The following is a 25,161-nucleotide window of genomic DNA, read 5'->3' on the forward strand; positions in this document are numbered from 1 at the left end:
CTTGCGGCCCGCTTGTTTCTGACAACGCAAACGCTACGTTGCCTTTCCAGGTTCAGCAAGAAGCTTGTTGCACGAAATCACTGTCTTCGCTGGTAGATCCAAGATTATTGTTGCAACAAGCTGAAAAGTAACGCAACGAAACGAGCGCTCTTGTTGCAATGAAATGAGAGTGAACGCTATGGTGAGGGCGTCCGAGGAGCATGAAGGAGGCCGTGATGCCGGGAGGCAGGCTCACCCAGCAGGAACGCCAGCAGATCGCGGTCGGGCTGGCCGACGGCCTGGCCTACGCCGAGATCGCCAGACGCCTGGAGCGTCCGACCTCGACGATCACGCGCGAGGTGATGCGCAACGGCGGTCCCGCCGGCTACCGCGCGGACCTGGCCCACCGCGCCACCGAGCGCCGCGCCCACCGCCGCCGGCAGGCCGCGCCCCGGGGGCCGGAGGCGCCCCCGCAGGCCGACGGGCGTGACCCCGAGGCCGTGGCCGAGTTCGAGGAGACGCTCACCACCGTCTTCATGGCCTCGGGCACGCCGAAGATGATGGCCCGGGTCATGGCCTGCCTCTACACCACCGACTCCGGCAGCCTCACCGCGTCCGAACTCGCCGGGCGCCTCCAGGTCAGCCCGGCGTCGGTGTCCAAGTCGATCACGTTCCTGGAGGAGCAGGGCCTCGTCCGCAGGGAGCGCGCCGAGGGGCGCCGCGAGCGCTACATCGTCGACGACGACATCTGGTACCAGTCGCTGGTCGCCAGTGCCCAGGCCCTCGTGCAGGTCATGGAGGCCATGCGGCAGGGCGTCACCGTCCTCGGGCGCGGCACGCCCGCCGCCGACCGCCTCGAAGGCGGGGCCCGCTTCATCGACTTCGTCAGCGAGAGCCTGCTCCGCGCCGCGGAGCAGGCGCGCGAGGTCCTCCACACCGGTACCGGCGCGGCGCCGGAGGGCGTCGTCGCGGAGCCGAGCCCGGCCGGAGGATGAGCGGTCGTTCCCGGGCATGACGGCGGGACGGAGGCGGCCCCGCCGCTCTCCGTCCCGGTCGTCGCTCGGTCCCGTCCCGCTCCGTTCCGTCCCGCTCCGTTCCGCCGCTCTGCGTGCCGTCGCGGTTACGAGGTGCCGCGGATGAAGTCGGTGACGAGCCGGTTGAACTCGTCCGCGTGCTCGATCATCGCCCAGTGGCCGCACCGGTTCAGCAGCACCAGCCGGCTGTCGGGGATGGCGGCGAGCAGGTGCAGCGAGTTCTCGAACGGCACGACCCGGTCGTCCCGCCCGTGGATGAGAAGCGTCGGGACCTGGATGCCGGGCAGCAGCTCCGGCTTGACCCAGATCGGGAGCGGCGCGCCCTTCGGCAGGCCCTCGACGTAGTTGCGCAGGTGCTCGGGGCGGGCCAGCGCCGCGTCCGAACGGGCCTCGCACAGCTCCGGCGTGGCGAACCGGGCCTTGTCGAAGCACATGATCTCGACGAGCCGGCGCATGTTCTCCGGACTCGCGTCGCGGTACGCCTCGATGAGGACCTTCAGGCCCTCGGACGGCCCGTCGCCCGGCGCGAAGAGGGACGGGATCCGCCCCACCGGCGGGCCCATCGTGACCAGGTGGGTGATCCGGTCCGGGTGCTCCGTGGCGAGGCGGAGCGAGGTCTGCCCGCCCATCGAGTTCCCGACGAACGCGGCCTTGGCGATGCCGAGGGCGTCGAGGAACTGGATCGCCGCGTCCACGTGGTCGAGGCGGTCGACGGTCGCCGCGTCCGACTCCCCCCAGCCGGGCATGTCCACCGCGTACACGTGGAAGTGCCGGGCCAGCGCCTCGATGTTGCCGGAGAAGTTGCTCCAGCCCGTCGCGCCGGGGCCGCTTCCGTGCAGCAGGACGACCGGCTGCCCGTCGCCCGCCTCGTAGTAGCGGAGCTTCCAGTCCCGGGTCTGGACGGTGCGGGCGGCCTCGGCCTGGGTCAGTGCCATCAGAGTGCGTCCTTTCCGGAGGCGCGGGAGAGCAGGCCGGCGACGACCTCGGGCGGCCGGTGCCCCCAGCTGTGGAGCCGGTCCAGCGTCTTGACCTGCCAGGTGTCGTCGTCGACGAGCAGGCCGCCCCAGCCGTACTCGACGCTGAAGCCGGACGGCGTCCGCACGTAGAAGCTGAACATGTGGTCGTTGGGGTGCATGCCGAGGGTCATCTCGAACGGCTGCCCTGCGTCCATGCAGCGGTCGTAGGCCATGCCGACGTCGCGGACGTCGGTGACCTCGATCATGAAGTGGTGGGTCCGCTTCGGGTGCGGCATGTCGCCGAACGCGACGGAGTGGTGGCGGGGGTTGCAGCGCAGGAAGATCAGGTCGGCGACGGCGCCGGGGGCGAGCTCCTCGACGATGCGGTCGGAGATCCGGAAGCCGAGCAGCCCCTCGTAGAACTCCAGGTACGTCTCGCGGGCGACGCCCTTCGACAGCAGCACGTGGTGGCCCGCGCCCCCGGCGCCGGTGACGAACTCGCCGAGCAGCGCGTCGGAGTGGAAGGGGTCGGGGGCGTCGGCGAAGCCGGTGACCAGCTCGACGCGGTTGCCCATCGGGTCCGCGGTCACCGCGATGCGGTCGACGGCGCGGGACGCGGCGAGGTCGGCGTCGCCCTCGGCGACGTCGACACCGGCGGCCGTCAGCCGTTCGATGAGCGCGTCGAGGGCGGCGCCGTCCGCGACCTCGTAGCCGCTGGCCACCAGGTCGTCGGCCGGTCCGCGCCGCACGAGCCAGCGGTGGGCCTTCCGGTCGGTGCGCAGGGCGATGGCGTCGGCGGACTTCCCGGCGAGCTGCATGCCGAGCAGGCTCACGCCGAAGTGCTCCCAGTCGTCGAGGCTGCTCGCCTCGTAGACGACGTACGCCAGTTCCTTGACTCCGGTCATCGGGAGTCCTCCTTGCTCTCGGCGCCGCGGTACGAGCGGCGCGACGGGCCGCAGCACGGGCGGCGGGTCATGCAGGGGCGGCGAGTCATGCGGGGGCGGCGAGGCCGGAGACGTCGGCGGCCGCCACGAACCGGTCGGGGCGCACCGCGACGGCGCGGACGCCGTACCGCGCCAGCCACGGCAGCAGGACCTCGTCGAGGTCGACCAGTTCCTCGGGTCCCCGCGTGTAGGCGGTCTTCGGGCGGACCGCGACGTAGCGGGCGCCGAGCGCGTCCCAGCGCTCCCGCTCCTCGGCGGTGAGCAGGTCCGCCGGGTCGACGTCCGCGCCGAGCAGCACGAAGCCGTCGCCGAGCAGGTCGTCGAGGCGCGCCATCCGGCCGGTCGCGTCCCCCGTGACGGGCTGCGGGACCATGCGGCCGACGATGCTCGCGTCCCCGACCGGCCCGCGGATCCAGCCCGCCTCCAGCACCGGCGGTGCGATCAGCGGCGGCTCGAACGGCGTCACCGTGCCCTCGGGGACCCGGTTCATCTCCTCGATCTCCGCCGGGGTCGCCTCCTGCTTGATGACCCGGCCGAGCCCGACGGCGAGGCCGGTGTAGAACGCGGCGTTCGGCCGCCGCTCGGTCTCGTAGGTGTCGAGCCAGCTCTCGTCGAACTCGCCGGTAAGGACGCGGGCGAGCTTCCAGCACAGGTTGTGGGCGTCCCGCATGCCGGTCTGCATGCCGGCGCCCGCCCACGGGGGCATGAGGTGGGCGGCGTCCCCGGCGAGGAAGACCCGGCCCGACCGCCAGGTGTCGGCCATCCGGGTGTGGTGGCGGTAGAAGGCCCACTGGTGGATCGAGACGTCGTCGGTGGTGACGCCGAGCGCCTTGAGCAGCGGCCAGACGTCGTCCTCGGACGCGAAGTCCGCCTCGGTCTCGTGCGGCTTGAGCGGGATCTCCCAGCGGTGGTTGCCCGCGGACAGCGCGATGTCGACCACCGGGCGCTGGCGGTCGGACCAGAACGTGAGGAAGTCGCGGTCGGGCCACCAGCGCTTGACGCGGCAGTCGATGACGATCCACTGCACGTCGTTCGTGTCGCCGTCCAGCCGGCTGCCGATCATGCCGCGGGTGGGGCTGCCGCCGCCGTCGGCGCCGATCGCGTAGCGGGCGCGGACGGTGCGCTCCTCGCCCGTCGCGGCGTCCACGGCCGTCACCGTGACGCCGTCGGCGTCCTGCTCCAGCCCGGTCACCTCGGCGCCGTAGCGGACGTCGATCAGGTCGCCGTGGTCCTCGGCGCAGGCGCGCAGCTCGGCCTCCATGGCCGGCTGGTAGATGTTGTAGAACCGGGGCCCGGGGCCGAGCGCGGACGGCGGGTGCTCGACGCGCATGATCTCGGTGCCGTCGTAGGTCACCCAGCGCAGCGCCCGCTGCGGCTCGATCACCTTGGTGATCCGCTCGTCGATGCCGAGGCTCTGGAAGATCCGCATCGTCCAGTCGTTGACGGTGACGGCGCGGGCGCGCGGGTAGATGGCGGCGTCCCGCTCGAACGCGACCACCGGGACGCCGCGCTTCGCGAGGGTCAGGGCGGCGGTCACGCCGGTGGGGCCGTAACCGACGATCGCGACGTCGGCGTCGAAATGCTGGCTCATGGCGGGCTCCGGAGGCGGCTCTTCCGATCAAGTTTTGGACCGGTCGTTCGGTACAACAGTGGCCACCCTCACATGTGTTCCTCCTGGGTGTCCATGAAATTCCGCTATGCAGAATCAGCCGCGCGAGGGGGCCGGGCGGGGTTCTATGCTTCGACGCGTGGCGGACGAGACGATCGGGAATCGCCGCGGCCGCAGGTCACGGGAGGAGATCCTCGACGTCGCGGCGCGGATCATGGCGGAGCGCGGCTACGCCGCCACCTCGCTGTCGGTGCTGAGCCGGGAGACCGGCCTGCCGAAGAGCGCGGTGTACCACCACTTCCACTCCAAGGCGGGGCTGCTGTCGGCGGTCATGGCGCGCGGCGCCGAGGACTTCTTCGCGGCGATGCGGCGCGCCCAGGCGGGCGGCCCCGAGGGCGGCACCCCGCGCGAGCGGCTGACGTGGTTCCTGCTGCGCACCGGCGAGGTGTTCCTGGACCGCCCGGAGTTCCTGCGCCTGCACCTGCTCCTCGTCATGAGCGCCGAGGCCGCCGAGGCCGAGGTGGACGGCATCATCGAGCGGGTGCGGCGGGACGGCCGCGCGCACATGAACCGGATGATCGCGCTGTCCTTCGCACCGGAGGGCGAGGAGATCGCGCAGGCCGTCGCGGACCAGCTCGACTACTTCGGCATCGCCGGGTTCGACGGCGCGTTCGTCGCCCTGCAGGCCGAACCGCACCGCGACCTCGCCGGCGAGATGCGGCTGCTCGCGGAGGCGGTGGCCGCGCTCGGCGAGGCGCGGGCGGCCGCGCTGCGCGCCGCCGCCGCGCCGCCCCCGGGCGGGGAGGGCTGACCGGCGGCGACGGGGGAAGGGTCACCGCCATGGACATCGATCTCAGCGGGCGGACCGCCTTCGTCAGCGGCTCCACCCAGGGCATCGGCCGCGCCATCGCCGCGGGGCTGGCCCGGGCCGGAGCGACCACCATCGTCAACGGCCGGTCGGACGGCAGCGTCGACTCCGCCCTCGACGCGCTGCGGGCCGAACTGCCGGACGCCGACCTGCGGGGCGTGGCCGCCGACGTCGCCACCGCCGAAGGCGCCGAGGCGGTGCGCGCCCAGGCGCCCGACGTCGACATCCTGGTGAACAACCTCGGCATCTTCGGGGCGCGGCCCGTCCTGGAGGTCGACGACGACGAGTGGCGGCGCTACTTCGAGGTCAACGTCCTGTCGGGAGTGCGGCTCGCCCGCCTGTACCTGCCGGGCATGACCGAGCGGGGCTGGGGGCGCGTGCAGTTCATCGCCAGCGACTCGGCGGTGGCGATCCCCGCGGAGATGGTGCACTACGGCGTCTCGAAGACGGCGCTGCTGGCCGTCTCGCGCGGCTACGCGAAGGCCGTCGCGGGGACGGGCGTCACCGTCAACACCGTCCTGGCCGGGCCGACCCACACCGGCGGCGTGGAGGACTTCGTCGCCGAGATGGTCGGGGACGACCTGCCCTGGGACGAGGCGCAGCGCCGCTTCATGGCCGAGCACCGCCCGAACTCGCTGCTCCAGCGGCTCATCGAGCCCGAGGAGATCGCCAACATGGTCGTCTACCTCAGCTCGCCGCACGCCTCGGCCACCACCGGCGGGGCGGTCCGCGTCGACGGCGGCTACGTCGACGCGATCCTGCCCTAGCGGAGCACCCGTCTGGACCGGCGAGCACCGGCGGTCCGGCGAGCGCCGGCCGGCCCGGCTAGGGGATCATGACGACCTTCCCGGTGGCCTGGTCGTTCTCCATGTGGCGGTGGGCCGCGACGACGTCCGCCAACGAAAACACCCGGTCGATGTTGGGCCGGTAGACGCCCGCCTCGACCTGCCGGACGATCCGCTGCAGCAGCACGGCGCCCGCCTCGCCCTTGAGGTCGTCGCTGTGGAAGGCCGTGAGCCTCGTCCCGGACGGGATCATCGCGACCGGCTGGAAGTCCGGGATGGCCCAGCCGCTGAGCGAGCCCGCCACGCAGACCGTCCCGCCGCGGCGGACCAGGCTCAGGGAGTCCGCCGCCGTGGCCGCTCCGACGAGGTCGAGGACGTGGTCGGGGCCCTCGGGCCAGATCGCCCGCACGTCGTCCGCCAGCGGACCGCCCGCGTCGACGAGGACGTGGGCGGCGCCGGCGGCGGTCAACGCACCGATCCTGCCCTTCTGCCGGGTGGTGGCCGCGATCTCCAGCCCGTGCGCGGACGCGATCGACAGGGCCGCCATCCCGACCGACGACGTCCCGCCCCGGACGAGCAGGCGCCCGCCGCCGGGCCCGGCGCCCAGCGCCTCCAGCGCGCCCTGCGCCGTCAGGTACGTCTCGGGCAGCGCGGCGAGGACGTCCCAGGGCAGCGTGGTGGCGACCGGCATCAGCAGCGCGTTCGGCAGCAGCGCGAACTCCGCGTAACCGCCGTCGAACTCCCGCCCCATCTCCCCCATCACCGCCGCGACGGTCGTCCCCTCCGGCAGCGCGGGATCGGTCGACACCGCCACGACCCCCACGCACTCGATGCCGAGCACGCGCGGGAACACCACGTTCGGGGAGTGCCCCTGGCGCGTCCTCAGCTCCGACCGGTTCAGGCCCGCGCCCTCGACCCGCACCAGGCTCCAGCCGTCCCGGACCGCCGGGACCGGCACCTCGCGGACCTCCAGCATCTCCGGCCCACCGGCCCCGAGGCAGACGGCCGCCCGCATCGTCGCGCTCATCGCACATCACCTTTCGACGGAAGGGAGAACCCGCGGCTCATGCGTCCACTGTCGCCGGAGGGCGGTGCGGCCGACCACCGTTAGAATGCCAACCCATGCCCGTTGGCCGCCAAGTTCCCCCGCCCGGTCCGACGTCCCGCCTGTGGCCGTCCGGAGGGGCGCACCTGTGGCCGGCGGGCGGGACGAGCACGGCGCAGACCCACTCGCGCGGGCACCTGGTGTACGCGGCCCGCGGCGTCCTGTCGGTGCACACGGAACACGGCACCTCGATCGTCCCGGCCAACCGGGCCGCCTGGACGCCCGCCGGGTTCACGCACCACCACCGCGCCCACAGCAGCACCGACATGCGGATCGTCTTCCTGCCGGCGTCCCTGGCCCGGCTCGTCCCCGACCGCCCCGCCGTCTACCTGGTCTCCGACCTGGCCCGCGAGATCCTGCTCGCGCTCACGGGCCCGCGCCGCGAGGACCGCGCCGCGGGCGCCCGCGCCCGGCTCCGGCGCGTCCTCGTCGACGAGCTCCGCGAGGCGCCCGAGCAGCCGCTGCAGCTGCCCGAACCGCGCGACGACCGGTTGCGGGCCATCGCGCGGACGCTGCGCGAGGACCCCGCCGACAGCACCTCGCTCGCCGGGCTCGGGCGGCGGATCGGAGCCAGCCCCCGGACCCTCAGCCGCCTGTTCCACGACGAGCTCGGCATGACCTTCTACCAGTGGCGCACGCAGCTGCGCGTCCACCACGCGCTCGTCCTCCTCGCCGACGGCCACGACACGACCCGCGTCGCGCACGCCTGCGGCTGGGCGAACCCCAGCGGCTTCATCGCGGCCTTCGCCGACCTCGTCGGCACGACCCCGGGCCGCTACCGGGCGGGCCCGTGACGGCCCCGCCCGTCAGAAGTGCTGCTCCAGGCGGGCGGCGACCTGGCGGTACCTGCTGACCGGCACCAGGTGCACGCCGTCGAAGGCGCCGCTGTCGCGGATCGCCAGCACGTGCTCGCACGCGGCGTCCACCCCGGCGTCCCGGTCCCGCTCGACCGCCGCGACGAGCTCGTCCGGGATGGCGATGTCGGGGATCGCCGCCGCGAGGTTGCGGGCCATGCCGGTGCTCGCCAGCACCATCACCCCCGCGTACACCGGGACGTCCAACCGGACGCTGTCCCGCCAGCGCAGCAGCGCGTCCAGCGAGTAGCTGACCTGGACGAACACGAAATCGGCCGCGGTCTTCCACGCGGGGACCGGCCGCAGCCCGGACGCGACCCCGGCCCGGAACGGCGCGCGTCCCTCGAACGCCGGGTCGTCCGCCGCGGCCCGCGTCTCCTCGATCATGGCGCGCACGGTCAGCTCGCTCGTCCGCCCGCCGACGGTGGGCTTGTCGCCGTAGACGAACAGGAACCGGTCGACCCCGTACGCCGCGGCCGTGAGCAGGTCGCGGCGGAACCCCAGCAGGTTGCGGTCCCGCGAGTTCAGGCACGCGATCCCGGAGGCGCCCATCGCCTGCACCTCGTGGGCGACCGCCACGCTCGACACCGTCGCCCGCCCGATGTGGTTGTCCGGGATCAGGAACGAGTCGGCGACCGGGCTCAGCACGCCGATCTGGTGCCGCACCCGCGCCAGGTCCGGGCGGACGGGCGGTTCGATCTCACAGATCACTTCGAAGCCATCGGCGACCATCCCCGCACCCTACCGGCGCCGCCCCGGCGCATCCGGCGCCCGGTGGCGAAATCGTCCTCGCCGACGACCGGTCAGGAGGAGTCGCCGGCGGGAGTGGCGGGCGGGCTGCGGGCGGGCGGGTGATCGCTTAGCCTGCCGGGGTGGCGCACACATCTGACGCTCTCGCCCTGCCCTCTCCCCTGGCCGAGGTGGTCGAGGTCGGTTTCGAGTGGGACTACGACGAGGAGACCGACGAGGCCAGCGGCTGCGACTTCGAGCCGTTCGACCGGTTCGAGGAGCCCGAGCGGACGGCGTGGTGGTTCCGCCTGTGGACGGGGAACCAGGACGTCGACGGCGGCGAGTTCCGCTTCTTCGGCAAGACCGGCTGCGGCGACTACACCGGCTTCTGGCTGGTGCGGCCCGGTGCGCCGATCGCGGAGCAGCCCGTCGTCCACATCGGCTCCGAGGGGGAGCGCGGCGTGCTCGCCCGCGACCTCGGCGACCTGCTCTGGCTCTTCGCCGCCGGGCTGGGGCCCGCCGAGGCGTTCGACGACCCGGAGTCACCGGCGGAGCCGAACGACGCCTTCCGCGCGATCGCGGAGCGGCACGCGCCCGGCCGCCACCGCTCCCCTGCCCGGATCGTCGGGGACGCGCGAGCCGAGTTCCCGCATTTCTCCGATCACATCGACGCCATGTGCCGCTGAACGGCGCGCGTCCCGGCGCCGGTCACGTCATTTCCGGCGGCGCCCGCGGCGGTTTCAGCGGGCCGGGTCCTCGTCGTAGTCGTGGCGGGCCTGGTCGACCTTTTCGAGATTGGCCGACGCCCATTCCGCGAGATGGGCGAAGAGCGGCCCGAGGCTGCGGCCGAGATCGCTGATCTCGTATTCGACCCGGGGCGGGACCTCGGGGTGGTAGGTGCGCACCACGAGTCCGTCGCGTTCGAGCTGCCGCAGGCGCTGCGTCAGGACCTTCGGGGTGATCGTGGCGATCCGCCGCTGCAGCTCGACGAAGCGCTGCCGACCGTCCTGGTGGAGCGTCCACAGGATCGGGGTCGTCCACCGGCTGAACACGATGTCGACGACCGGCGCGATCGGGCACGCCTGCTCCGGGTCGGCCGTCGCGGCCGCGGCGCCCCACGTCTTCTCGGCCATGCGGATCCCCTCTGAGGTAGTCACTTTCCTGTAGGTACCTACTATATCCAGGATGTTAGCGTCGTCGGCGTCCACCACGGACCGCTCGTTCGAGCGGGGGAACGGCAGGAGACCGATCATGATCGTTGTTACCGGAGCGACCGGGAACGTCGGCGGCGCGCTCGTGCGGGTGCTCGCGGAGGCGGGCGAGAAGGTGACCGCCACGTCCCGGAACATCACGGAGGCGGACGTGCCCGGCGGCGTCGAGCACGTGAAGGCGGACCTCGTCGACGCCGCGAGCCTGCGCCCGGTGTTCGACGGCGCCGACGCGCTGTTCCTGCAGAGCGGCGGGGCCAGCGCGCACCTGCTGCGGACGGACGAGATCCTCGCCGCGGCCGCGAAGGCCGGCGTCCGACGGGTGGTGCTGCTGTCCTCGCTGGGCGTGGCCACGCGCCCGGACTCGGCGTCGCACGGGGTCGTCGGGCTGGCGATCGAGGAGGCCGTGCGCGGATCGGGCCTGGACTGGACGATCCTGCGGCCGGGCAACTTCGCGTCCAACAGCTACGCCTGGATCCCGTCGGTGCGCGCCGAGCGGACCGTCATGGCGCCGTTCGGCGACGTGGCGCTGCCGACCGTCGACCCGCGGGACATCGCCGAGGTCGCCGCCGCGGCGCTGCGCGAGGACGGGCACGCCGGGCGGTTCTACGAGCTGACCGGGCCCGTCCCGATCACGCCGCGCGAGCAGGCGGAGGCGATCGGGGCGGTGCTGGGCGAGCCGGTCCGGTTCGCGGAGCTGACCCCGGACGAGGCGCGGGTGCGGATGCTGGACTTCATGCCGCCGGACGTGGCCGAGACGACGCTGGAGGTCCTGGGCTCGCCGACCCCGGCCGAGCAGCGGGTCAGCCCGGACGTCGAGAACGTGCTGAAGCGGGCGCCCCGGACGTACGCGGACTGGGTGCGCGACCACATCGCCGCGTTCCGTTGACCGGCCGAGGGGCGGCCCCGTCCGCGGGACGGACCGCCCCCGGCCGGCCTCAGCCGGCCGCAGCCGACGACCGGGCTCAGGCAGCGGCGGCGCCGAACCATCGGGGCAGGTGGCCGAGCAGGTCCTCCTGGTCGTCGCCGACCCACGCCACGTGGCCGTCCGGCCGCAGCAGCGCCGCGGGCACGTCCAGGCGGTCGTCGACGACGTGGCCGACGCGCGACTCCCATCCCGCGACGGAGAGCAGGCCGGTCCGGTCGAGCAGCAGCCCGCGGCCGTCGCGCATCAGCTCGTAGAGGCGGCCGGGCTTGAGCTCCGCGTCCCGCATCCGGCGGCCGACCAGCTCGTGCTCCCCGCCGAGGTCGTACCGGACGCCGGTCGCGATGATCTTCTCGATCAGGTACCGGTTGACCTCCTCGAAGTCCATCAGCTCCGCCATCAGCCGGCGCACCGCCCGCGGTCCGGGCTCGTTGGACATCAGCACCCCCTGCGCGCGGGTGTTGTTCAGCACCTCGGCGGCGACCGGGCGGCGCTCGGTGCCGTAGCTGTCGAGGAGCCCGTCCGGCGCCCAGCCGGCGATCTGCGCCGCGAGCTTCCAGCCGAGGTTGAACGCGTCCTGGACGCCGAGGTTGAGGCCCTGCCCGCCGAGCGGCGGGTGGACGTGCGCCGCGTCGCCCGCCAGCAGGACCCGGCCGTCGCGGTAGCGGTCGGCGAGGCGGGTGGCGTCGGTGAACCGGGACAGCCAGCGCGGCGAGTGGATCCCGAAGTCGGTGCCCGCGTACGCGCGCAGTTGCCGCGCGAAATCCTCGAGCGTCGGCGGGACGGTGCGGTCCTCGGCCACGCTCGCGGCGGGCACGATGACCCGGAACAGGCCGTTCTCGAGCCGCCCGGCGGCGAAGAACAGCTCGGTCTTGCGGATCTCCGCGACGATGCCGGCGACCGTCTCGGGGTCCGCGGTCGCCTCCATCTCGCCGACCAGCGTCTCCTTGCTCGCGGGCTCGCCGGAGAACCCGATGCCGAGCAGCTTGCGGACCGTGCTCCGGCCGCCGTCGCATCCGACGAGGTAGCGGGCGCGCAGCCGGGTGCCGTCGGCCAGTTCGGCGGTCACCCCGTGCTCGTCCTGGCTCAGCCCGGTCAGCTCGCGTCCGCGCCGGATCTCGGCGCCGGACCCGGCGGCGTGCTCCTCCAGCAGGCGGTCGGTGACGGTCTGCACGATGCCGAGGACGTAGGGGTGCGTGGTGTCCAGGTTCTCGGGCGCCGGCTTGGTGATGCCCGCGAAGAACCCGCCGAGCGGGTACTTCCGGCCGCGTTCGAGGAACCGGTCCAGCAGGCCGCGCTGGTCCATCACCTCGATGCTGCGGACGTGGATCCCGAGTGCCCTGACGTGCGGGGCCGGCTCGGCGTTCTTCTCCAGGACGAGCACGCGCGCGCACTGCAGCCGCAGTTCTCCGGCCAGCATCATGCCGGTGGGGCCGCCACCGGCGATGATCACATCGAACATGAATTCAATTCCCCCGTTCACCGTGGTGATTTCCGGCCGTTCGACCCGCCGGGTTCAGTCGCGTGGACATGCTGAATTCCCGCCGGTTCCGGCACCGGCCGTAGATTCTGCGCCATGACCCGGGTCTTGCCGCAAGGCCCCCTGTGCGCTATAGATTGATAGTGGCAGGGAGATGTTTTCTCCCTGCTTTTTTCGTCTGCTGAGACGCGCCGCCGTTCCGGTTCCGCGAACGCCCGGAGCGCGTCCTCGGCGCCCCCTCCTCGACGGCCCCGGAGGCCACCGCCCGATCTCGGCGCGCTTGACGAATAGGTAGACCGGTCTACTATCTCTCCATGGTCAGTACTCGGAGAGACGGCGGCGGGGACAGGTACGCGCTGGTGTTCGGCGCGAGCGGCTTCATCGGGCGCCACCTGGTCCTCGCGCTCGGCCGGGCGGGCGTCCGGGTCGGCGCGGCGAACCGGAGGCCGGAGGCCCACCGGCGGCTCGTCCGCTGGCTGGACGAGCACGGGCACCGCGAACCCCCGGCCGACCTGCGCGCCGACTTCGGCGCACCGGCACTGGTCGAGGACGGCTGCGAAGGCGTCACCGAGGTCTACAACTGCTCCGGCGCCTACCGGTTCGGGATGCGGGCGGACGAGGCGCGCCGCGCGAACGTCGACGGCGTGCGCGCGATCGTCGCGTTCGCGGCGCGGCTGCCGCGCCTGCGCCGCCTGGTGCACGTCTCGGGGTACCGCGTCGGCGGGCAGGACCCGGCCGAGTGGAGCGAGGAGCGGCGGCGGGAGGCCTACCGGGCGCTCGGCGCGTACGAGGCGTCCAAGGCCGAGGCGGACGCCGTGTTCCAGGCGGAGGCGGCGCGGCTGGGCGTCCCGTGGTCGATCGTGAACCCGCCCAGCGTCATCGGTGACAGCGCCACCGGGGAGTCCGACCAGTACCTGGGGCTCGCGTCGACCGTGCGGGACCTCTGGACGGGCTCGCTCGCGGCGGTGCCGGGCAACGCGCGGACGTTCGTCCCGGTGGTCGCGGTCGACTACCTCGCCCGGTTCATGACGCTGCTCCCTGACGACGAGGCCGCCGAGGGCGCCGCGTACTGGCCGCTGGACGACGGCACGCCCGCCCTGCCGGACCTCCTCGCGCTCGTCGCCGAGCACTACCGGGTCCGGGCGCCCCGCGCGCAGATCCCGGTGTCCCTGGTCAAGCGCCTGCCCCGGTCGCTCACCAAGGCCGACCCCGAGACGCTGACGTTCCTGTCGGAGGACCGGTACCCGACCGCGTCGGCGTCCGCGTTCGCCGCGCGCCACGGGCTGGCCATGCCGGACACCGCCACGGCGATCCGCCGCTGGGCCGACCATCTGGCGGCGCACCGCTTCGGGGAGGCCGGGGGCGGGGCGCGGCGGTTCACGGCGCCCGCCGGGGTGCGGACCTTCGAGCTCGGCGAGCCGGACTCCCCGACGGTGGTCCTGCCGGGCTTGCCGGTGAACGCCGACTCCTGGGCTCCGGTGGTCGCGGCGCTGGGCCGCGCCCGCGCCGTCGACCTGCCGGGGCTGGGGATGAGCGCCGGGCGCCGCGACGACTGGCCGGCCTGGCTGTCCGCGCTGGTGACCGGGACCGGCGCCCGCCATCTGGTGGGCCATTCCCTCGGCGCGGCCGCCGCCGTCGAGGCCGCGGCCGCCCATCCGGAGGCGGTGGAGCGGCTCACCCTCGTCTCACCGTTCTTCCTTCAGGCGCGTCCTGCCCGCCTCGCCCGGTGGGCGCCGCTGGCCCGGCTGTATCTGCGGCGCGCGTCGTCCGGGGCGCTGGCCGCGCGGCTCACCGGCACGGCGGTGCACGCGGCCGCGCTCCAGTCGAGCGCGGCGGACCTCCGCCGAGGCTCCGTCGCCGCCACCGCCGCCCGGTACCTCGCCGAGACAGCGGACCCGCGATGGCGTGACGACCTCCGGGCCGGGCTGCGCCGCCACCGCGGGCCCGTGCACGTCATCGTCGGCTCCGAGGACCCGCTCACCACCGAAGGGCGGGCCCTGCTGGACGCGCTTCCGCAGGTCACGGTGACGGTCATCGACGGCGCGGGCCATCACCCCCAGCTCACCCATCGGGAGGACGTGGTCCGGGCCATCGACGGCGTGTGAGCGGCCGGCCGCCGGCGGACCCTTGTCCGTGCAGGGACGCGGCGGCACGATGGCAGATACCGGCCAATCGCTTGTTCGGGGCGAGACGCCGATCTAGACATAAGTCTCAAAGTGGGGTGCGAGCGCCGCGAGGAGTGACCCCGATGGATGATCTGGTGATCAGGAACGCCCGGGTCGTGGACGGCACCGGCGCACCCCCCTACCCCGCCGACGTCGCCGTCACCGGCGACCGCATCACCGCCGTCGGCCCCGGCGCCGGGCCCGGCCGCCGCACGGTCGACGCGGACGGCGCGCTGCTCACCCCCGGGTTCGTGGACATCCACACCCACTACGACGGGCAGGCCACCTGGGACCCGATCCTCGCGCCGTCGTCCTGGCACGGGGTCACCACGGCGGTCATGGGCAACTGCGGCGTCGGGTTCGCGCCCGCCCGGCCCGACCGGCACGCCTGGCTGATCGGGCTGATGGAGGGCGTCGAGGACATCCCCGGCAGCGCGCTCGCCGAGGGCATCACCTGGGAGTGGGAGAGCTTCCCGGAGTTCCTCGACGCGCTGGACCGGACGCCCCGCACCATGGACCTCGGCACGCAGGTCCCGCACGGCGCCGTCCGCGCGTACGTGATGGGCGAGCGCGGCGCCCGCAACGAGCCCGCCACCGCCGACGACATCGCCGCGATGAAGGCGATCGTCAAGGAGGGCGTGGCCGCCGGGGCGCTCGGCTTCTCCACCTCCCGCACGCTCGCCCACCGCGCGATCGACGGCGAGCCGGTGCCCGGCACGTACGCGGCCGAGGAGGAGCTGTTCGGGATCGGCGAGGCGCTCCGCGAGCTGGACTCCGGGGTCTACGAGATCGCCCCCGTGGGCGCGGCCGGCGAGGACGTCAACGCCCCGCCGGACGAGGTCCGGTGGATGCGGCGGCTGGCGGAGGCGACCGGCCGCCCGGTGTCGTTCGCGCTGCTCCAGGTCGACGCCGCGCCGGACCTGTGGCGCGAGCTGATGCGGCTGTCCGCCGGCACCGACGCGCGGCTGTACCCGCAGGTGGCGGGGCGGCCGTTCGGGATGCTGATCGGGCTGGAGACGCTGCACGCGTTCGGCGACCATCCGACGTACGTGTCCGAGCTGGCGCTGCTGCCGCTGCCCGAGCGGGTGAGGCGGATGCGCGACCCGGACGTCCGCGCGCGGATCCTCGCCGAGCGCCCGCCGCAGGAGGACCTGCTCGCCGCCATGGTCCGCGGCTGCCTGGACCGGCTGTTCCCGCTGGACGGCGACCGTCCCGACTACGAGCCCGCGCCGGACGAGTCGGTGGCGGCCCGCGCGGCGGCGACCGGCCGCGACCCGCTGGAGATGCTGTACGACCTGCTGCTGGAGGACGACGGCCGCAACCTGCTCCTGCTGCCGCTGCTGAACTACTCCGAACGCAGCCTCGACCCCGTCCGCGAGATGCTCACCCATCCGCGCGCGGTGCTCGGGCTCGGCGACGGCGGCGCCCACTGCGGCTTCATCTGCGACGCGTCGCTGCCCACGACCATGCTGAGCCACTGGGCGCGGGACCGGCGGCGCGGCGAGAAGCTGCCCCTGGAGCACGTCGTGCGGCTGATGACCCGCGACACGGCCCGCCTGTACGGGCTGGAGGACCGGGGCATCATCGCCCCGGGCAAGAAGGCCGACCTCAACCTCATCGACTTCGACCGCGTCGCGAACCGCCGCCCGGAGATGCGGTACGACCTGCCCGCGGGCGGGCGGCGGCTGGTGCAGCGGGCCGACGGGTACCTCGCGACGTTCGTCTCCGGGACGCAGGTCTTCGCGGACGGCGAGCACACCGGCGAGCTGCCGGGACGGCTGGTCCGGGGAGCGCGTTCGTGACGCGCCGCTTCAACCTGGCGGACCTCTTCGAGGTGGTCGCCGGCGCCTGCCCGGACCGCACCGCGCTCGTCGCCGGACCCGTCCGGTCGACGTACGCGGAGCTGGACGCCCGCGCGAACCGCGTCGCGCACCATCTCGCCGGCGCGGGCGTGCGGCCGGGCGACCACGTCGGGATCCTCGCCTACAACCGGGCCGAATGGGTCGAGACGATGCTCGGCTGCTTCAAGCTCCGCGCCGCCCCCGTCAACGTCAACTACCGGTACGTCGCGGGGGAGCTGGCGCACCTGCTCGGCGACGCGGGCTGCGTCGCGCTGGTCGCCGAGCGGTCCCTGCTCGGCGGCGTCGACCGCGACCGGCTGCCGCGACTGCGGCACACCGTCGCCATCGACGACGGCTCCCCTGCCGAGGCGGCCGCCGACGCCGAGTACGAGAAGGCGCTGGCCGCCGCGTCCCCGGACGGGGGTTTCGGGCCGCGCTCGCCCGACGACCCCTACCTGCTCTACACCGGCGGCACCACCGGCCTGCCCAAGGGCGTCCTGTGGAGGTCGGAGGACCTGTTCTTCGCGGCCCTGGGCGGCGGCGCGTACGGCGGCGGCTCCGTCGTCGCGTCCCCCGAGGAGCTGGCCGGATGCGCGGAGCGGGAGCCGCTGCGCGTCCAGGTGCACGCCCCGCTGATGCACGGCGGCGGCCAGTGGATGACGCTGATCGCCCTCACCACGGGCGGCACGGCGATCCTGTGGACCGGGCGGCACTTCGACGCGCGGGCCGCGCTGGAGCTCGCCGCGCGCGAGCGCAGCCAGGTGTTCATGCTGGTCGGCAACGGGATGGCCGGGCCCGTCGCGGACGAGCTGGCCACCGGCGCGCACCCGGACCTGGAGATCTTCGGGTTCGGGTCGGGCGGCGCGCCGCTGTCGTCCGGCGTGAGGGAGCGGCTGCGGGCCGCGCTGCCGGACGTCTACATCTCCGACAACCTCGGCGGCACCGAGACCGGCGCGATGGGCGTCAGCGTCGGCGACGGCCGCTTCGAGCTCGCCCCCGGGTTGGCGGTCCTCGGCGACGACCTGCGCCCGGTGCCGCCCGGCGCCGAGGGGGTGGTGGCCCGCACCGGCCACATCCCCCTCGCGTACTGGGGCGACGAGGCGAAGACCGCGGCGACGTTCGTCCGCGACCCGGACGGCAGGCGGTGGGCGCTGCAGGGCGACCACGCGCGCGTCGAGGACGACGGCACGGTCACGCTGCTCGGCCGCGGGTCGCTGGTCATCAACACCGGCGGCGAGAAGGTGTTCGCGGAGGAGGTCGAGACGGTCCTGCGCGGCCACCCGTCCGTCGCGGACGCCGTGGTCGTGGGCGCCGCCGACCCGAGGTTCGGCCACCGCGTCGCCGCCGTCGTGACCTGGGCGGACGGGACGCCCGCCGGGGACGAGGCGCGCACCGGCGAGGAGGCGCTCACCGCGCACTGCCGGGAGCGGCTCGCGGGCTACAAGGTGCCGCGCGTCTACCGCTTCGTGGACGCCGTGCGGCGCACGCCCGTCGGCAAGCCCGACTACGCCTGGGCTCGCGCCGTCGTCTCGTCCTGAGCCCGCCCGGGATCGCGGGCGCGGCGCCGGATCAGACGCTGCGCAGGACCGAGACGACGATGCCCAGGATGACCGCGCGGTCGCCGTCGATGACGTCGTACGCGGGGTTGCGGGGTTCGAGGAGGACGTGCCCGCCGCGGCGCCGGTAGACCTTCACGGTGGCCTCGCCGTCGATCATCGCGGCGACGATCTGCCCCGAGTGCGCCTCCGGCTGCTGCCGGACCACGACGGTGTCGCCGTCGCAGATCGCGGCCTCGATCATCGAGTCGCCGCGCACCCGCAGCGCGAAGACGGTGCCCCGCCCGACGAGCTCGCGGGGCAGCGCGAGCATGCCGTCGGCGTGCTGCTCGGCGGTGATGGGCACGCCGGCGGCGATGTCGCCGACGACCGGGACGGGCACCGAGTCCCCTGCGGGCGCCTCGTCCGGGGCGTCCCGCAGGAAGGACCGCACGTCGATCGGGCGGGCGACGGCGGCGCCCCGGCGCAGGAAGCCCTTGTCCTCCAGGCTGGCGAGATGCCGCGACACCGACGACGATGACCGCAGGCCGACGGCGTCGCCGATCTGCCGCGTGCTCGGCGGGTAGCCGTACCGGACGACCCAGTCCCGGATCGTGGCCAGGATCCGCTGCTGGCGCGGCGGGAGGGCGGAGACGTCCAGGCCCTCGAACGCATCATGATCGTGATAGGCGGCCACCCGCGGAATTGTAGAGGTCCCGCGGCCCCGCGCGGGTGGAGGCGCGGGCGGCGCCGCTCGCCGGGCGGCGGTGAAATGCTCGGCCGCCGCCGGACATGTGGTGGTCGTCCGGTCCGCACGGCGAGAGGAAACCCACGTGTCCGCCACCTCGGAACCACCCCCGCCCGACGAACGGCGGCGCCGCTTCGAGCACGTCTACGCGGCCCACCGCGCCGGGATCCTCGGCTACGCGCTGCGCCGCACGGCCGATCCGCAGGACGCGGCGGACGTGCTCGCCGAGACGTTCCTGGTCGCCTGGCGGCGGCTGGACGACGTGCCGCGCGGCGACGCGGCCCGGCTGTGGCTGTACGGCGTCGCGCGCCGCGTGCTGGCGAACCACCACCGGGGCGAGCGCCGCCGGTCGGCGCTGGTCGGCGACCTGGCGGGGCGGCTGCGCAGCGATCTCGCGGCGCACCGCGTGCCGCCGCGGGACGGGGAGCTCGCCGCGATCGCGGCGGCGTTCGGCGAGCTGTCCGAGGGCGACCGGGAGCTGCTGTCGCTGGTCGGCTGGGAGGGCCTGGACCACGGCGAGATCGCCGCGGTGCTCGGGTGCTCCCGCAACGCGGTGCGGATCCGGCTGCACCGGGCCCGCCGCCGGTTCGCCCGCGCCCTGGACCGGCAGGGGGCCCAGGCCCCGAACGCCCACGCCATGCCCGCAGCGGTCATCAACGGAGAACGCGCATGAACCACGACATCGACCCGCTCATCGGCCGCCTCGCCCCCGTCACCGACGCCCGCGCCGCCGAGCTGCTCACCGACGAGACGGCCGCCGACCTGGCCGGACGCATCCTCGCCGCGCCCGCCGAAGCCGCCGGCCCCGCCGCCGCGGATCCGGTCCCCGCCAAGACCCGGGCGCGCCGGCGGCTCGCCATCGGGCTTCCGCTGCTGGCCACCGGAGTCGCCGCGGCCGCGGTCGCCGCGGCGCTCGTCACGCAGTCCGGGGGCTCGGGCGATCCCGGGCGCGACCCCGGACGGCCCGCGCCGCCCACGAGCTCGCACGGGCGGGTGCAGCTGGCCGCCGCGCTCAGCTTCACCCGCAAGGGCGGCTACATCGACGTGCGGATCCGCGACCCCTACGCCGACCCCGCGCGGTACAAGGAGGAGTTCGCCGCGCACGGCCTGCACGTCAGCCTGAGCCTGGTGCCCGTCTCGCCCTCGATCGTGGGCACCGTGGTGATGGAGGACACCAGCGAGGGGACGCACCCGGACGACGTCACCGAGATCCGAGTCAAGGGCGCCTGCGAGGTCGCGAGCGGCGGGGACGACTGCACGGTGGGGGTGCGGATCCGGAAGGGCTACACGGGCACCGCCGCGATCGTCTTCGGGCGCGCGGCGCGGCACGGCGAGCAGTACCAGAGCACCGCCCAGGCGACCGCGCGCGGCGAGGCCATGCACGGGATGGCGTACCGGGGGCGGCACCTGTCGGAGGTGCTGGCCGCGCTGGCGAAGCGGAAGGTCACCGTCCCCGAGTATCGGGTGATGGTGGGCAACGAGAGCCAGGTCCGCTACCCGGGGCAGGTTCCGGGGAACTGGTACGTGCACGACGCCGTCCCGTGGGCGGACGGCCAGGTGATGCTGTTCGTCGGCCCCAAGCCGACCGAGGACCTGGGATCGGGCGCGCCGCCGGCGGCGTCGCCGACGCCGACCGCCGCCCCCGGTTCGCCGTCCGCGCCCTGAGCGACCGCCGTTCCGTGACCCGCGAGGGCCGGCGGCGCGGGGCGGCGGGGCACCGGCTGGATGCCGGTGCCCCGCCGTGCGGGGAGGGGCCCGTCAGGAGAGGACGATGTCCCGGTAGTAGTGGTGGAGGATCGCCCGGAAGTCCGAGCCGGCGTTCGCCATGTCGCGCGAGCCGTACTGCGACATCCAGTTCCCGTCCACCCACGCGCCGCAGGCGGTCGTGGTGGAGCAGTAGTGCGCGATCAGGATGTTGCCGCTGCGGGTCATCCGGGTCGACCACGTGCGGTCGACGGCGGCGGACGTCGACGACACCGCCGAGGACGGCCGGTACACCTGGTCACCGGTGTCGTCGCGGACGTCGTAGCACGCGCCGCCCGAGGTCTTGCGGGTCGAGTGCAGCGCCCAGTACCAGGCGTAGCTCTTGACGGCCATCGCCCCCGCGTCCAGCGAGGCGCTCGGCCAGCTCGAGATCCACTCGTTCGGCAGGACGTTCTTGACGTAGGTCTTGAAGTCGACGCGGTCCACCCGGCCCAGGCCGACCCGGTACACCAGGATCGAGGACGGCAGCGTCGTGTTGGACCCGTCGGTCTTGCATCCGCTGGGCTGCGACGCGAGGAGCTGGTGGGAGGCGTTGTTGTTCTTCAGCGTCGCGTTGAGGTTGCCTTTCGCGCCGGCCGCGAAGTCCTGGTAGGAGCCAGCGTAATTGCTGTTGTAGTAGACCCGCACCGTGTAGCTCGTGCGGTTCCACACCGACGCCGCGTTGTTCTTCACGCAGACGCCCTGGCCGTTCCCGGCGCCCTTGAACTCGTAGCAGGTCGGCTGGGTCGTCCCGTAGTCGTCGAGGGAGCCGGTGAAGTCGGAGACCGAGCCGGCCTCGTCGCTGTTGAAGTAGTAGCAGAACTCGCCGCTGTCGCAGACCCCGTCACGGGACGCCGCGGACGCCGGTCCGGCCACCACCACGATGCCCGCCAGCACCGTCACCACGGCGGCGAGGACGCCCATCACCCTTGTGCGGATCGCCATTCCCGGCCGCCTCTCAGAAGTGGAGCATCCACTGGAAGTCGGCCTGGGCGCTGCTCACGTGCACGTGCGAGCGGGTGCCGTACGCGAGCGGGTTGTTCCAGTTGTACTCCTCGACGTCGAACGAGCCGTCGGAGTAGACCCTGTTGACGTAGGCGACGTGGCCGACCTTGTGCACGTCGTTGACGGCGATCGCGCCGACCGACGGCGTCGTGTTGACCGTCACGCCGACCCTGCGGGCGGCGTCGTCCCAGGTGCCCGCGTTGCCCCAGGTGGTCTTCCACGAGTTGCTGAAGCTCGGGACGCCGAGCCGGCTGGCGATCCGCCACGCCGCGAAGGCGGTGCAGTTGTTCTGCGCGAATCCGCGCGCGTTCCCGTCGTAGTCGTTGCGCGGCGTCTGCCCCGACCCGTCGAGGATCTGGTGGGAGGCGTTGTTGTTCTTCAGCGTGGCGTTGAGGTTGCCTTTCGCGCCGGCCGCGAAGTCCTGGGACGAGCCGCCGTAATTGCTGTTGTAGTAGACCCGCACCGTGTGGCCGGTGCGGTTCCACACCGACGCCGCGTTGTTCTTCACGCAGACGCCCTGGCCGTTCCCCGGGCCCTTGAATTCGTAGCAGGAGGGCTGGGTGGTGCCGTAGTCGCCGATCGAGGTGGTGAAGTCGGAGATCGAACCGGCCTCGTCGCTGTTGTAGTAGTAGCAGAACTCACCGCTGTCGCAGACGCCGTCGCGGGCCGCCGCGAACGCGGGCGAACCGGAGGCCACGAGGGGCGCGGTGAGGGCCAGCGCTGCGCCGGCGAAGGTCAGGGTCCTCTTCAGGTGCGGCATTGGTCTCCTCTTTCGATAGGGGGTGCGGAGATGCCTCGGAAACCCGGTCAGTGGGTGCGCTGGTACTCCTCCCAGGTGTGGATGGGGACGCGGGGCCCGTCGTCCGCGCCCCGGTCGGCCAGGCCGTTGAGGCCGAGGTAGTAGTCGCCCGTCTGGTGCTGGGCCTGGCTGGACAGATCGGTGTCGTTGATCGCCGCGGCGTGGATGTGCCAGGGCCAGTCGCCCTGGTTCGGGTTGCGGACCCAGGCCGCGAAACCCACCTGGCGCAGCGCGCGCGCCACGGACGTGCGGGTGGCGGCGGACATCCCGGTGACGCTGATGTCGACGACGCCGCCGCCGTCGTGGGTGCCGGCGGACGAGGGGTCGCCGCCCGGGTTGTAGGAGCCCTGCGACAGGACGAGCGTGAAGCCGAGCAGCCGCTCGGCCTCGGCGAGCATCGCCTGGGTGCGGGCGTCGACGGTGTATCCGTCGCGCTGGACCTTGGCGCCCGGCCCGATCTTCTTGGTGACGGTGTAGCGGTTCTCCCCGAGCGCGGCGAGCGACGTCGCGCCGGGCAGCCCGTTGGCGGCCAGGCCGCTGTATCCGAGGGAGCGCTGGTAGGCCGCGTACGCCGCGATGGTCTCGGTGCCGAAGTAGCCGTCGACCCAGCGGGCGTCCAGGAGGTGCCGCGCCTGCAGCGCCTGCTCGACGGCGAGGACGGACTCCTTCGCGCCCGGGGTCAGCGTGTCGTCGGCGCGCCGCGGGTCGATCTGCGCGGCGAGGACGGTGGCCTCCATGTCGACGGCGGGCAGGGCGGCGGGCGCGACGTGCGGTGCGGCCGACGCCTGCACCGCCCCCGCCGCCAGGCCGCCCGTTACCGCGAAGGTCGCGAGCAGCCCTGTGATGGCGGCCCGGGTCCTCGTCAGCTTCATGCGGTGCGTCCTTCCGTGCGGTCGGATTGCCTCGTGGTCCCTCGTTGCTACCGGCCGCATTGATTGATCGACACACCTGCTGGAAGGGATCAATCAGCCCCGGACATCGGGGCCGTCAGGGTCTGCCGGAACGCCGCGGTCGCCCGCTGTACGGGCAGGTCAGAGGAGGCGCGCGCGGCACCGGGACGGCCGGGCGGCCTTATCGGCACCGCGTCGTTCGGCGGGAGGGACGCCCACCGCCGGGCACCGCGAACGAAGGCGCGGACAGGGAGCGCGCGGCGGCCGGGCCGGTCAGGAGGCGCTGGGGTACTTGCAGGCGGCCTCGCGCGCCGACGCGTCGACCGTCGTGGACGGCGACGCCAGCGACGCCGCGGTGCGGGGGCCGGGCAGCCTCAGCGACGCGAGGACCGCCGCCTCGCCCGGGGCGCCGCCGCCGAAGCAGGCGACCGCCGCCACGGGGACGCGGTCGCCGGCGTGGACGGGCGCCGGGAGCCGGTCGGGCCGCCAGGTGACCGACAGGCTGGACGCGGACTCGCCGATCAGCCCGATCTGGTGCCACAGGCGGAGCTCCGGGCTGGCCGGGTCGCCCGCGTAGTAGGCGGCGAATCCCACGATCTGCACGTTCGGGCCGGTCGCGGTGAGGACGACCCGGGAGTCCCGCGAGGGCGCGCCGATGGCCTTCAGCGACAGCCTTCTCGGCACCGGCCGCGCCGCCGCGCACCCGGACGGGGCGAGGTGCGTGGGCGGGTTCCCGTGCACGACGGCCGAGGCGACGACGTGGCCGTCCGGGAGGATGAACCAGCGGCTGTCCGGGATGCCCGCGGTCCGGTCGGTGACCTTGTCGCCGATGCAGAAGCCGGTGAACCCGATCACGCATCCCGGCGCGTACGTCGCCACCGTCGGCCGGTCGAGGGCGGCGCCGGACCGGACGTGCGCCCCCTCGCCGTACGCGGTGGCGGTGAACTTCGGGTTCTTCGCCGGGGCCGGGCAGCCGCCCGCGTCCGCGCGGCCGCCGCCCTGCCCGCCGACGGTCAGCCCGACGGCGAAGAAGCCGGCCGCGAGAAGGCACGCGGCGGTGGCGGCGGCGACGGTCCGCCTGGTCCTGCCGCCGCTCGCGGCCGGGCCGATGACGATCGAATGGAATTCCCGGGGCACCGGCGCCGGTTCGTTCGGCACTTCCGCGTGCAGGAACTCCCGCTTGACGACGGCCTCTCCGCCAGCGTCATGTTCAACCGCGGCGGCGTTCTCGCCCGCCGCGCCCGCGTTCTCTTCCGGCGGGCACGGATCCGCCTCGTAGGGCGCCCGCACGGCGCCGTGGACTTCTTTCCAGCGGCGCTCCCACTCCTCCGTATCGCCGCCGCACGCGCCGACAAAGGCGAGTGCGACCGATAACGTCGGTAAACGGACGCCACTGGCGGCTTCTGACAACGTTGATGCGCTGTATCCGGCGATTTGCGCCAATTGCCGGTATGTCGGTTCACCGGCGGACACCCGCAGCGCGCGGAGATCGTGCGCGAACGACTCCAGCGGGCCTGCCGCCGGGTCCAGCGGGCGTTCACGACGAGCCATGCGACCGTCCAGCCATGGGCGCCCGCGCGCCCGCGCGCGTGCGGGCGGCGTCGGACGAGCGCCGGTCCTTTCGACGATCGAGTGCAGCGGTCAACGTACCGGCCTTACCCGGGAAACCGCAGGAACTCGCGGCTTAACAGGCCGGCGACAACCGGTTTCGAAATGGTAGGCGGGTCGTTCTGCGCTTCGTCAGCCATTGCGGGAGCCCATGGTCAAAGTGCGTTGCGATCGACGTGCCTCGGCAATCGCCACGATCTCAGCTCACCATTGACCTCCGCCATCACGCGTCACCCAGTGCGATCGTCATCAAAGTAGAACCGGTGCGACGATCTGTCCAGACCTCCCTCGGGGCGGCGCCTTCCCGTGCGGTGCCTTCCGTACGGCGGTCGCCGCGGGCAGAGCCCGCGG

General features: G+C 73.6%; 23 protein-coding genes. 11 read left to right on the plus strand and 12 right to left on the minus strand.

The window, feature by feature from the left end; genetic code table 11:
* Positions 1–215 precede the first annotated feature (215 nt).
* Complete coding sequence (locus amrb99_RS35320; RefSeq protein ID WP_190864513.1) at positions 216–974, plus strand: helix-turn-helix domain-containing protein; 759 nt, start codon at positions 216–218, stop codon at positions 972–974.
* 125 nt (positions 975–1,099) lie between these two features.
* Here amrb99_RS35320 and amrb99_RS35325 read toward each other — a convergent pair whose 3' ends face one another.
* The 3 genes from amrb99_RS35325 to amrb99_RS35335 form a co-directional block, all read right to left on the minus strand.
* Entirely contained in the window at positions 1,100–1,948 is an 849-nt protein-coding gene (locus amrb99_RS35325) for an alpha/beta hydrolase (RefSeq protein WP_190864515.1), read from the minus strand.
* Positions 1,948–2,874: a VOC family protein gene (locus amrb99_RS35330; RefSeq protein WP_190864518.1), complete on the minus strand. Its 927-nt coding sequence runs from the start codon at positions 2,872–2,874 to the stop codon at positions 1,948–1,950. The genes amrb99_RS35325 and amrb99_RS35330 overlap by 1 nt, the downstream gene beginning before the upstream one ends.
* Before the next feature lie 85 nt (positions 2,875–2,959).
* Positions 2,960–4,504 carry a bifunctional 3-(3-hydroxy-phenyl)propionate/3-hydroxycinnamic acid hydroxylase gene (locus amrb99_RS35335; RefSeq protein WP_190864520.1) on the minus strand — a complete coding sequence of 515 codons (1,545 nt, stop codon included), beginning with the start codon at positions 4,502–4,504 and terminating at the stop codon, positions 2,960–2,962.
* A gap of 157 nt (positions 4,505–4,661) precedes the next feature.
* On the opposite strand from amrb99_RS35335, the gene amrb99_RS35340 reads away from it, so the two are divergent.
* Positions 4,662–5,333: a TetR/AcrR family transcriptional regulator gene (locus amrb99_RS35340; RefSeq protein ID WP_206700228.1), complete on the plus strand. Its 672-nt coding sequence runs from the start codon at positions 4,662–4,664 to the stop codon at positions 5,331–5,333.
* A 29-nt stretch (positions 5,334–5,362) separates the two neighbouring features.
* Positions 5,363–6,157 carry an SDR family oxidoreductase gene (locus amrb99_RS35345; protein ID WP_190864525.1) on the plus strand — a complete coding sequence of 265 codons (795 nt, stop codon included), beginning with the start codon at positions 5,363–5,365 and terminating at the stop codon, positions 6,155–6,157.
* Positions 6,158–6,215: 58 nt separating this feature from the next.
* Here the strand turns inward: amrb99_RS35345 and amrb99_RS35350 are convergent, their stop codons facing one another.
* Positions 6,216–7,202, minus strand: coding sequence for a zinc-binding dehydrogenase (locus amrb99_RS35350; RefSeq protein WP_190864527.1), 987 nt, complete (start codon positions 7,200–7,202; stop codon positions 6,216–6,218).
* A gap of 95 nt (positions 7,203–7,297) precedes the next feature.
* On the opposite strand from amrb99_RS35350, the gene amrb99_RS35355 reads away from it, so the two are divergent.
* Positions 7,298–8,074, plus strand: coding sequence for a helix-turn-helix transcriptional regulator (locus amrb99_RS35355; protein WP_190864528.1), 777 nt, complete (start codon positions 7,298–7,300; stop codon positions 8,072–8,074).
* A 12-nt stretch (positions 8,075–8,086) separates the two neighbouring features.
* Here amrb99_RS35355 and amrb99_RS35360 read toward each other — a convergent pair whose 3' ends face one another.
* On the minus strand, positions 8,087–8,866 hold the full coding sequence (locus amrb99_RS35360) for a methylenetetrahydrofolate reductase (RefSeq protein ID WP_190864531.1): 780 nt from the start codon (positions 8,864–8,866) through the stop codon (positions 8,087–8,089).
* A 140-nt stretch (positions 8,867–9,006) separates the two neighbouring features.
* Here amrb99_RS35360 and amrb99_RS35365 point away from each other — a divergent pair, with 140 nt between their 5' ends.
* Entirely contained in the window at positions 9,007–9,549 is a 543-nt protein-coding gene (locus tag amrb99_RS35365; RefSeq protein WP_347256987.1) for an SMI1/KNR4 family protein, read from the plus strand.
* Positions 9,550–9,603: 54 nt separating this feature from the next.
* Here the strand turns inward: amrb99_RS35365 and amrb99_RS35370 are convergent, their stop codons facing one another.
* Positions 9,604–9,996: a helix-turn-helix domain-containing protein gene (locus tag amrb99_RS35370; RefSeq protein WP_190864534.1), complete on the minus strand. Its 393-nt coding sequence runs from the start codon at positions 9,994–9,996 to the stop codon at positions 9,604–9,606.
* Positions 9,997–10,114: 118 nt separating this feature from the next.
* On the opposite strand from amrb99_RS35370, the gene amrb99_RS35375 reads away from it, so the two are divergent.
* Positions 10,115–10,960: an NAD(P)H-binding protein gene (locus amrb99_RS35375; protein ID WP_190864536.1), complete on the plus strand. Its 846-nt coding sequence runs from the start codon at positions 10,115–10,117 to the stop codon at positions 10,958–10,960.
* 76 nt (positions 10,961–11,036) lie between these two features.
* Here amrb99_RS35375 and rox read toward each other — a convergent pair whose 3' ends face one another.
* Positions 11,037–12,458, minus strand: a complete 1,422-nt coding sequence (gene rox / locus amrb99_RS35380; protein WP_190864538.1) for a rifampin monooxygenase — start codon at positions 12,456–12,458, stop codon at positions 11,037–11,039.
* Between the two features lie 332 nt (positions 12,459–12,790).
* Here rox and amrb99_RS35385 point away from each other — a divergent pair, with 332 nt between their 5' ends.
* The 3 genes from amrb99_RS35385 (at position 12,791) to amrb99_RS35395 (ending at position 18,020) form a co-directional block, all read left to right on the plus strand.
* Entirely contained in the window at positions 12,791–14,581 is a 1,791-nt protein-coding gene (locus tag amrb99_RS35385; protein ID WP_190864540.1) for an alpha/beta fold hydrolase, read from the plus strand.
* A gap of 143 nt (positions 14,582–14,724) precedes the next feature.
* Positions 14,725–16,443, plus strand: coding sequence for an amidohydrolase family protein (locus tag amrb99_RS35390; protein ID WP_190864542.1), 1,719 nt, complete (start codon positions 14,725–14,727; stop codon positions 16,441–16,443).
* Positions 16,440–18,020, plus strand: a complete 1,581-nt coding sequence (locus amrb99_RS35395) for an AMP-binding protein (RefSeq protein ID WP_190864544.1) — start codon at positions 16,440–16,442, stop codon at positions 18,018–18,020. Before amrb99_RS35390 ends, amrb99_RS35395 begins: the two co-directional genes overlap by 4 nt.
* Before the next feature lie 31 nt (positions 18,021–18,051).
* On the opposite strand, the gene lexA is transcribed toward amrb99_RS35395, so the two are convergent.
* Entirely contained in the window at positions 18,052–18,723 is a 672-nt protein-coding gene (gene lexA, locus amrb99_RS35400; RefSeq protein ID WP_347256989.1) for a transcriptional repressor LexA, read from the minus strand.
* A 127-nt stretch (positions 18,724–18,850) separates the two neighbouring features.
* On the opposite strand from lexA, the gene amrb99_RS35405 reads away from it, so the two are divergent.
* Positions 18,851–19,438 (plus strand): sigma-70 family RNA polymerase sigma factor, encoded by a 588-nt coding sequence (locus amrb99_RS35405; RefSeq protein WP_190864549.1) that lies wholly within the window; start codon positions 18,851–18,853, stop codon positions 19,436–19,438.
* On the plus strand, positions 19,435–20,430 hold the full coding sequence (locus tag amrb99_RS35410) for a hypothetical protein (protein WP_190864552.1): 996 nt from the start codon (positions 19,435–19,437) through the stop codon (positions 20,428–20,430). The genes amrb99_RS35405 and amrb99_RS35410 overlap by 4 nt, the downstream gene beginning before the upstream one ends.
* 93 nt (positions 20,431–20,523) lie before the next feature.
* Here the strand turns inward: amrb99_RS35410 and amrb99_RS35415 are convergent, their stop codons facing one another.
* The 4 genes from amrb99_RS35415 to amrb99_RS35430 form a co-directional block, all read right to left on the minus strand.
* On the minus strand, positions 20,524–21,453 hold the full coding sequence (locus amrb99_RS35415) for a SpoIID/LytB domain-containing protein (protein WP_190864561.1): 930 nt from the start codon (positions 21,451–21,453) through the stop codon (positions 20,524–20,526).
* A gap of 13 nt (positions 21,454–21,466) precedes the next feature.
* The gene (locus amrb99_RS35420) at positions 21,467–22,273 is read right to left on the minus strand and encodes a CHAP domain-containing protein (RefSeq protein ID WP_190864563.1); all 807 of its coding nucleotides are present in this window, start codon (positions 22,271–22,273) and stop codon (positions 21,467–21,469) included.
* A gap of 47 nt (positions 22,274–22,320) precedes the next feature.
* A complete protein-coding gene (locus amrb99_RS35425) occupies positions 22,321–23,184 on the minus strand; it encodes a peptidoglycan-binding protein (protein WP_190864565.1) in 864 nt (287 codons plus the stop codon).
* A gap of 291 nt (positions 23,185–23,475) precedes the next feature.
* The gene (locus amrb99_RS35430; RefSeq protein ID WP_241756226.1) at positions 23,476–24,492 is read right to left on the minus strand and encodes a hypothetical protein; all 1,017 of its coding nucleotides are present in this window, start codon (positions 24,490–24,492) and stop codon (positions 23,476–23,478) included.
* Positions 24,493–25,161 lie beyond the last annotated feature (669 nt).

This window comes from Actinomadura sp. RB99 (assembly GCF_014706005.1).
Classification (GTDB): Bacteria; Actinomycetota; Actinomycetes; order Streptosporangiales; family Streptosporangiaceae; genus Spirillospora.

Excerpts from the sequence above, each read along its gene's own strand:
- amrb99_RS35320 (WP_190864513.1), top strand. The coding sequence starts at position 216 with ATGCCGGGAGGCAGGCTCACCCAGCAGGAACGCCAGCAGATCGCGGTC.
- amrb99_RS35325 (WP_190864515.1), bottom strand. The coding sequence starts at position 1,948 with ATGGCACTGACCCAGGCCGAGGCCGCCCGCACCGTCCAGACCCGGGAC.
- amrb99_RS35330 (WP_190864518.1), bottom strand. The coding sequence starts at position 2,874 with ATGACCGGAGTCAAGGAACTGGCGTACGTCGTCTACGAGGCGAGCAGC.
- amrb99_RS35335 (WP_190864520.1), bottom strand. The coding sequence starts at position 4,504 with ATGAGCCAGCATTTCGACGCCGACGTCGCGATCGTCGGTTACGGCCCC.
- amrb99_RS35345 (WP_190864525.1), top strand. The coding sequence starts at position 5,363 with ATGGACATCGATCTCAGCGGGCGGACCGCCTTCGTCAGCGGCTCCACC.
- amrb99_RS35350 (WP_190864527.1), bottom strand. The coding sequence starts at position 7,202 with ATGAGCGCGACGATGCGGGCGGCCGTCTGCCTCGGGGCCGGTGGGCCG.
- amrb99_RS35355 (WP_190864528.1), top strand. The coding sequence starts at position 7,298 with ATGCCCGTTGGCCGCCAAGTTCCCCCGCCCGGTCCGACGTCCCGCCTG.
- amrb99_RS35360 (WP_190864531.1), bottom strand. The coding sequence starts at position 8,866 with ATGGTCGCCGATGGCTTCGAAGTGATCTGTGAGATCGAACCGCCCGTC.
- amrb99_RS35370 (WP_190864534.1), bottom strand. The coding sequence starts at position 9,996 with ATGGCCGAGAAGACGTGGGGCGCCGCGGCCGCGACGGCCGACCCGGAG.
- amrb99_RS35375 (WP_190864536.1), top strand. The coding sequence starts at position 10,115 with ATGATCGTTGTTACCGGAGCGACCGGGAACGTCGGCGGCGCGCTCGTG.
- rox (WP_190864538.1), bottom strand. The coding sequence starts at position 12,458 with ATGTTCGATGTGATCATCGCCGGTGGCGGCCCCACCGGCATGATGCTG.
- amrb99_RS35385 (WP_190864540.1), top strand. The coding sequence starts at position 12,791 with ATGGTCAGTACTCGGAGAGACGGCGGCGGGGACAGGTACGCGCTGGTG.
- amrb99_RS35390 (WP_190864542.1), top strand. The coding sequence starts at position 14,725 with ATGGATGATCTGGTGATCAGGAACGCCCGGGTCGTGGACGGCACCGGC.
- amrb99_RS35410 (WP_190864552.1), top strand. The coding sequence starts at position 19,435 with ATGAACCACGACATCGACCCGCTCATCGGCCGCCTCGCCCCCGTCACC.
- amrb99_RS35415 (WP_190864561.1), bottom strand. The coding sequence starts at position 21,453 with ATGGCGATCCGCACAAGGGTGATGGGCGTCCTCGCCGCCGTGGTGACG.
- amrb99_RS35420 (WP_190864563.1), bottom strand. The coding sequence starts at position 22,273 with ATGCCGCACCTGAAGAGGACCCTGACCTTCGCCGGCGCAGCGCTGGCC.
- amrb99_RS35425 (WP_190864565.1), bottom strand. The coding sequence starts at position 23,184 with ATGAAGCTGACGAGGACCCGGGCCGCCATCACAGGGCTGCTCGCGACC.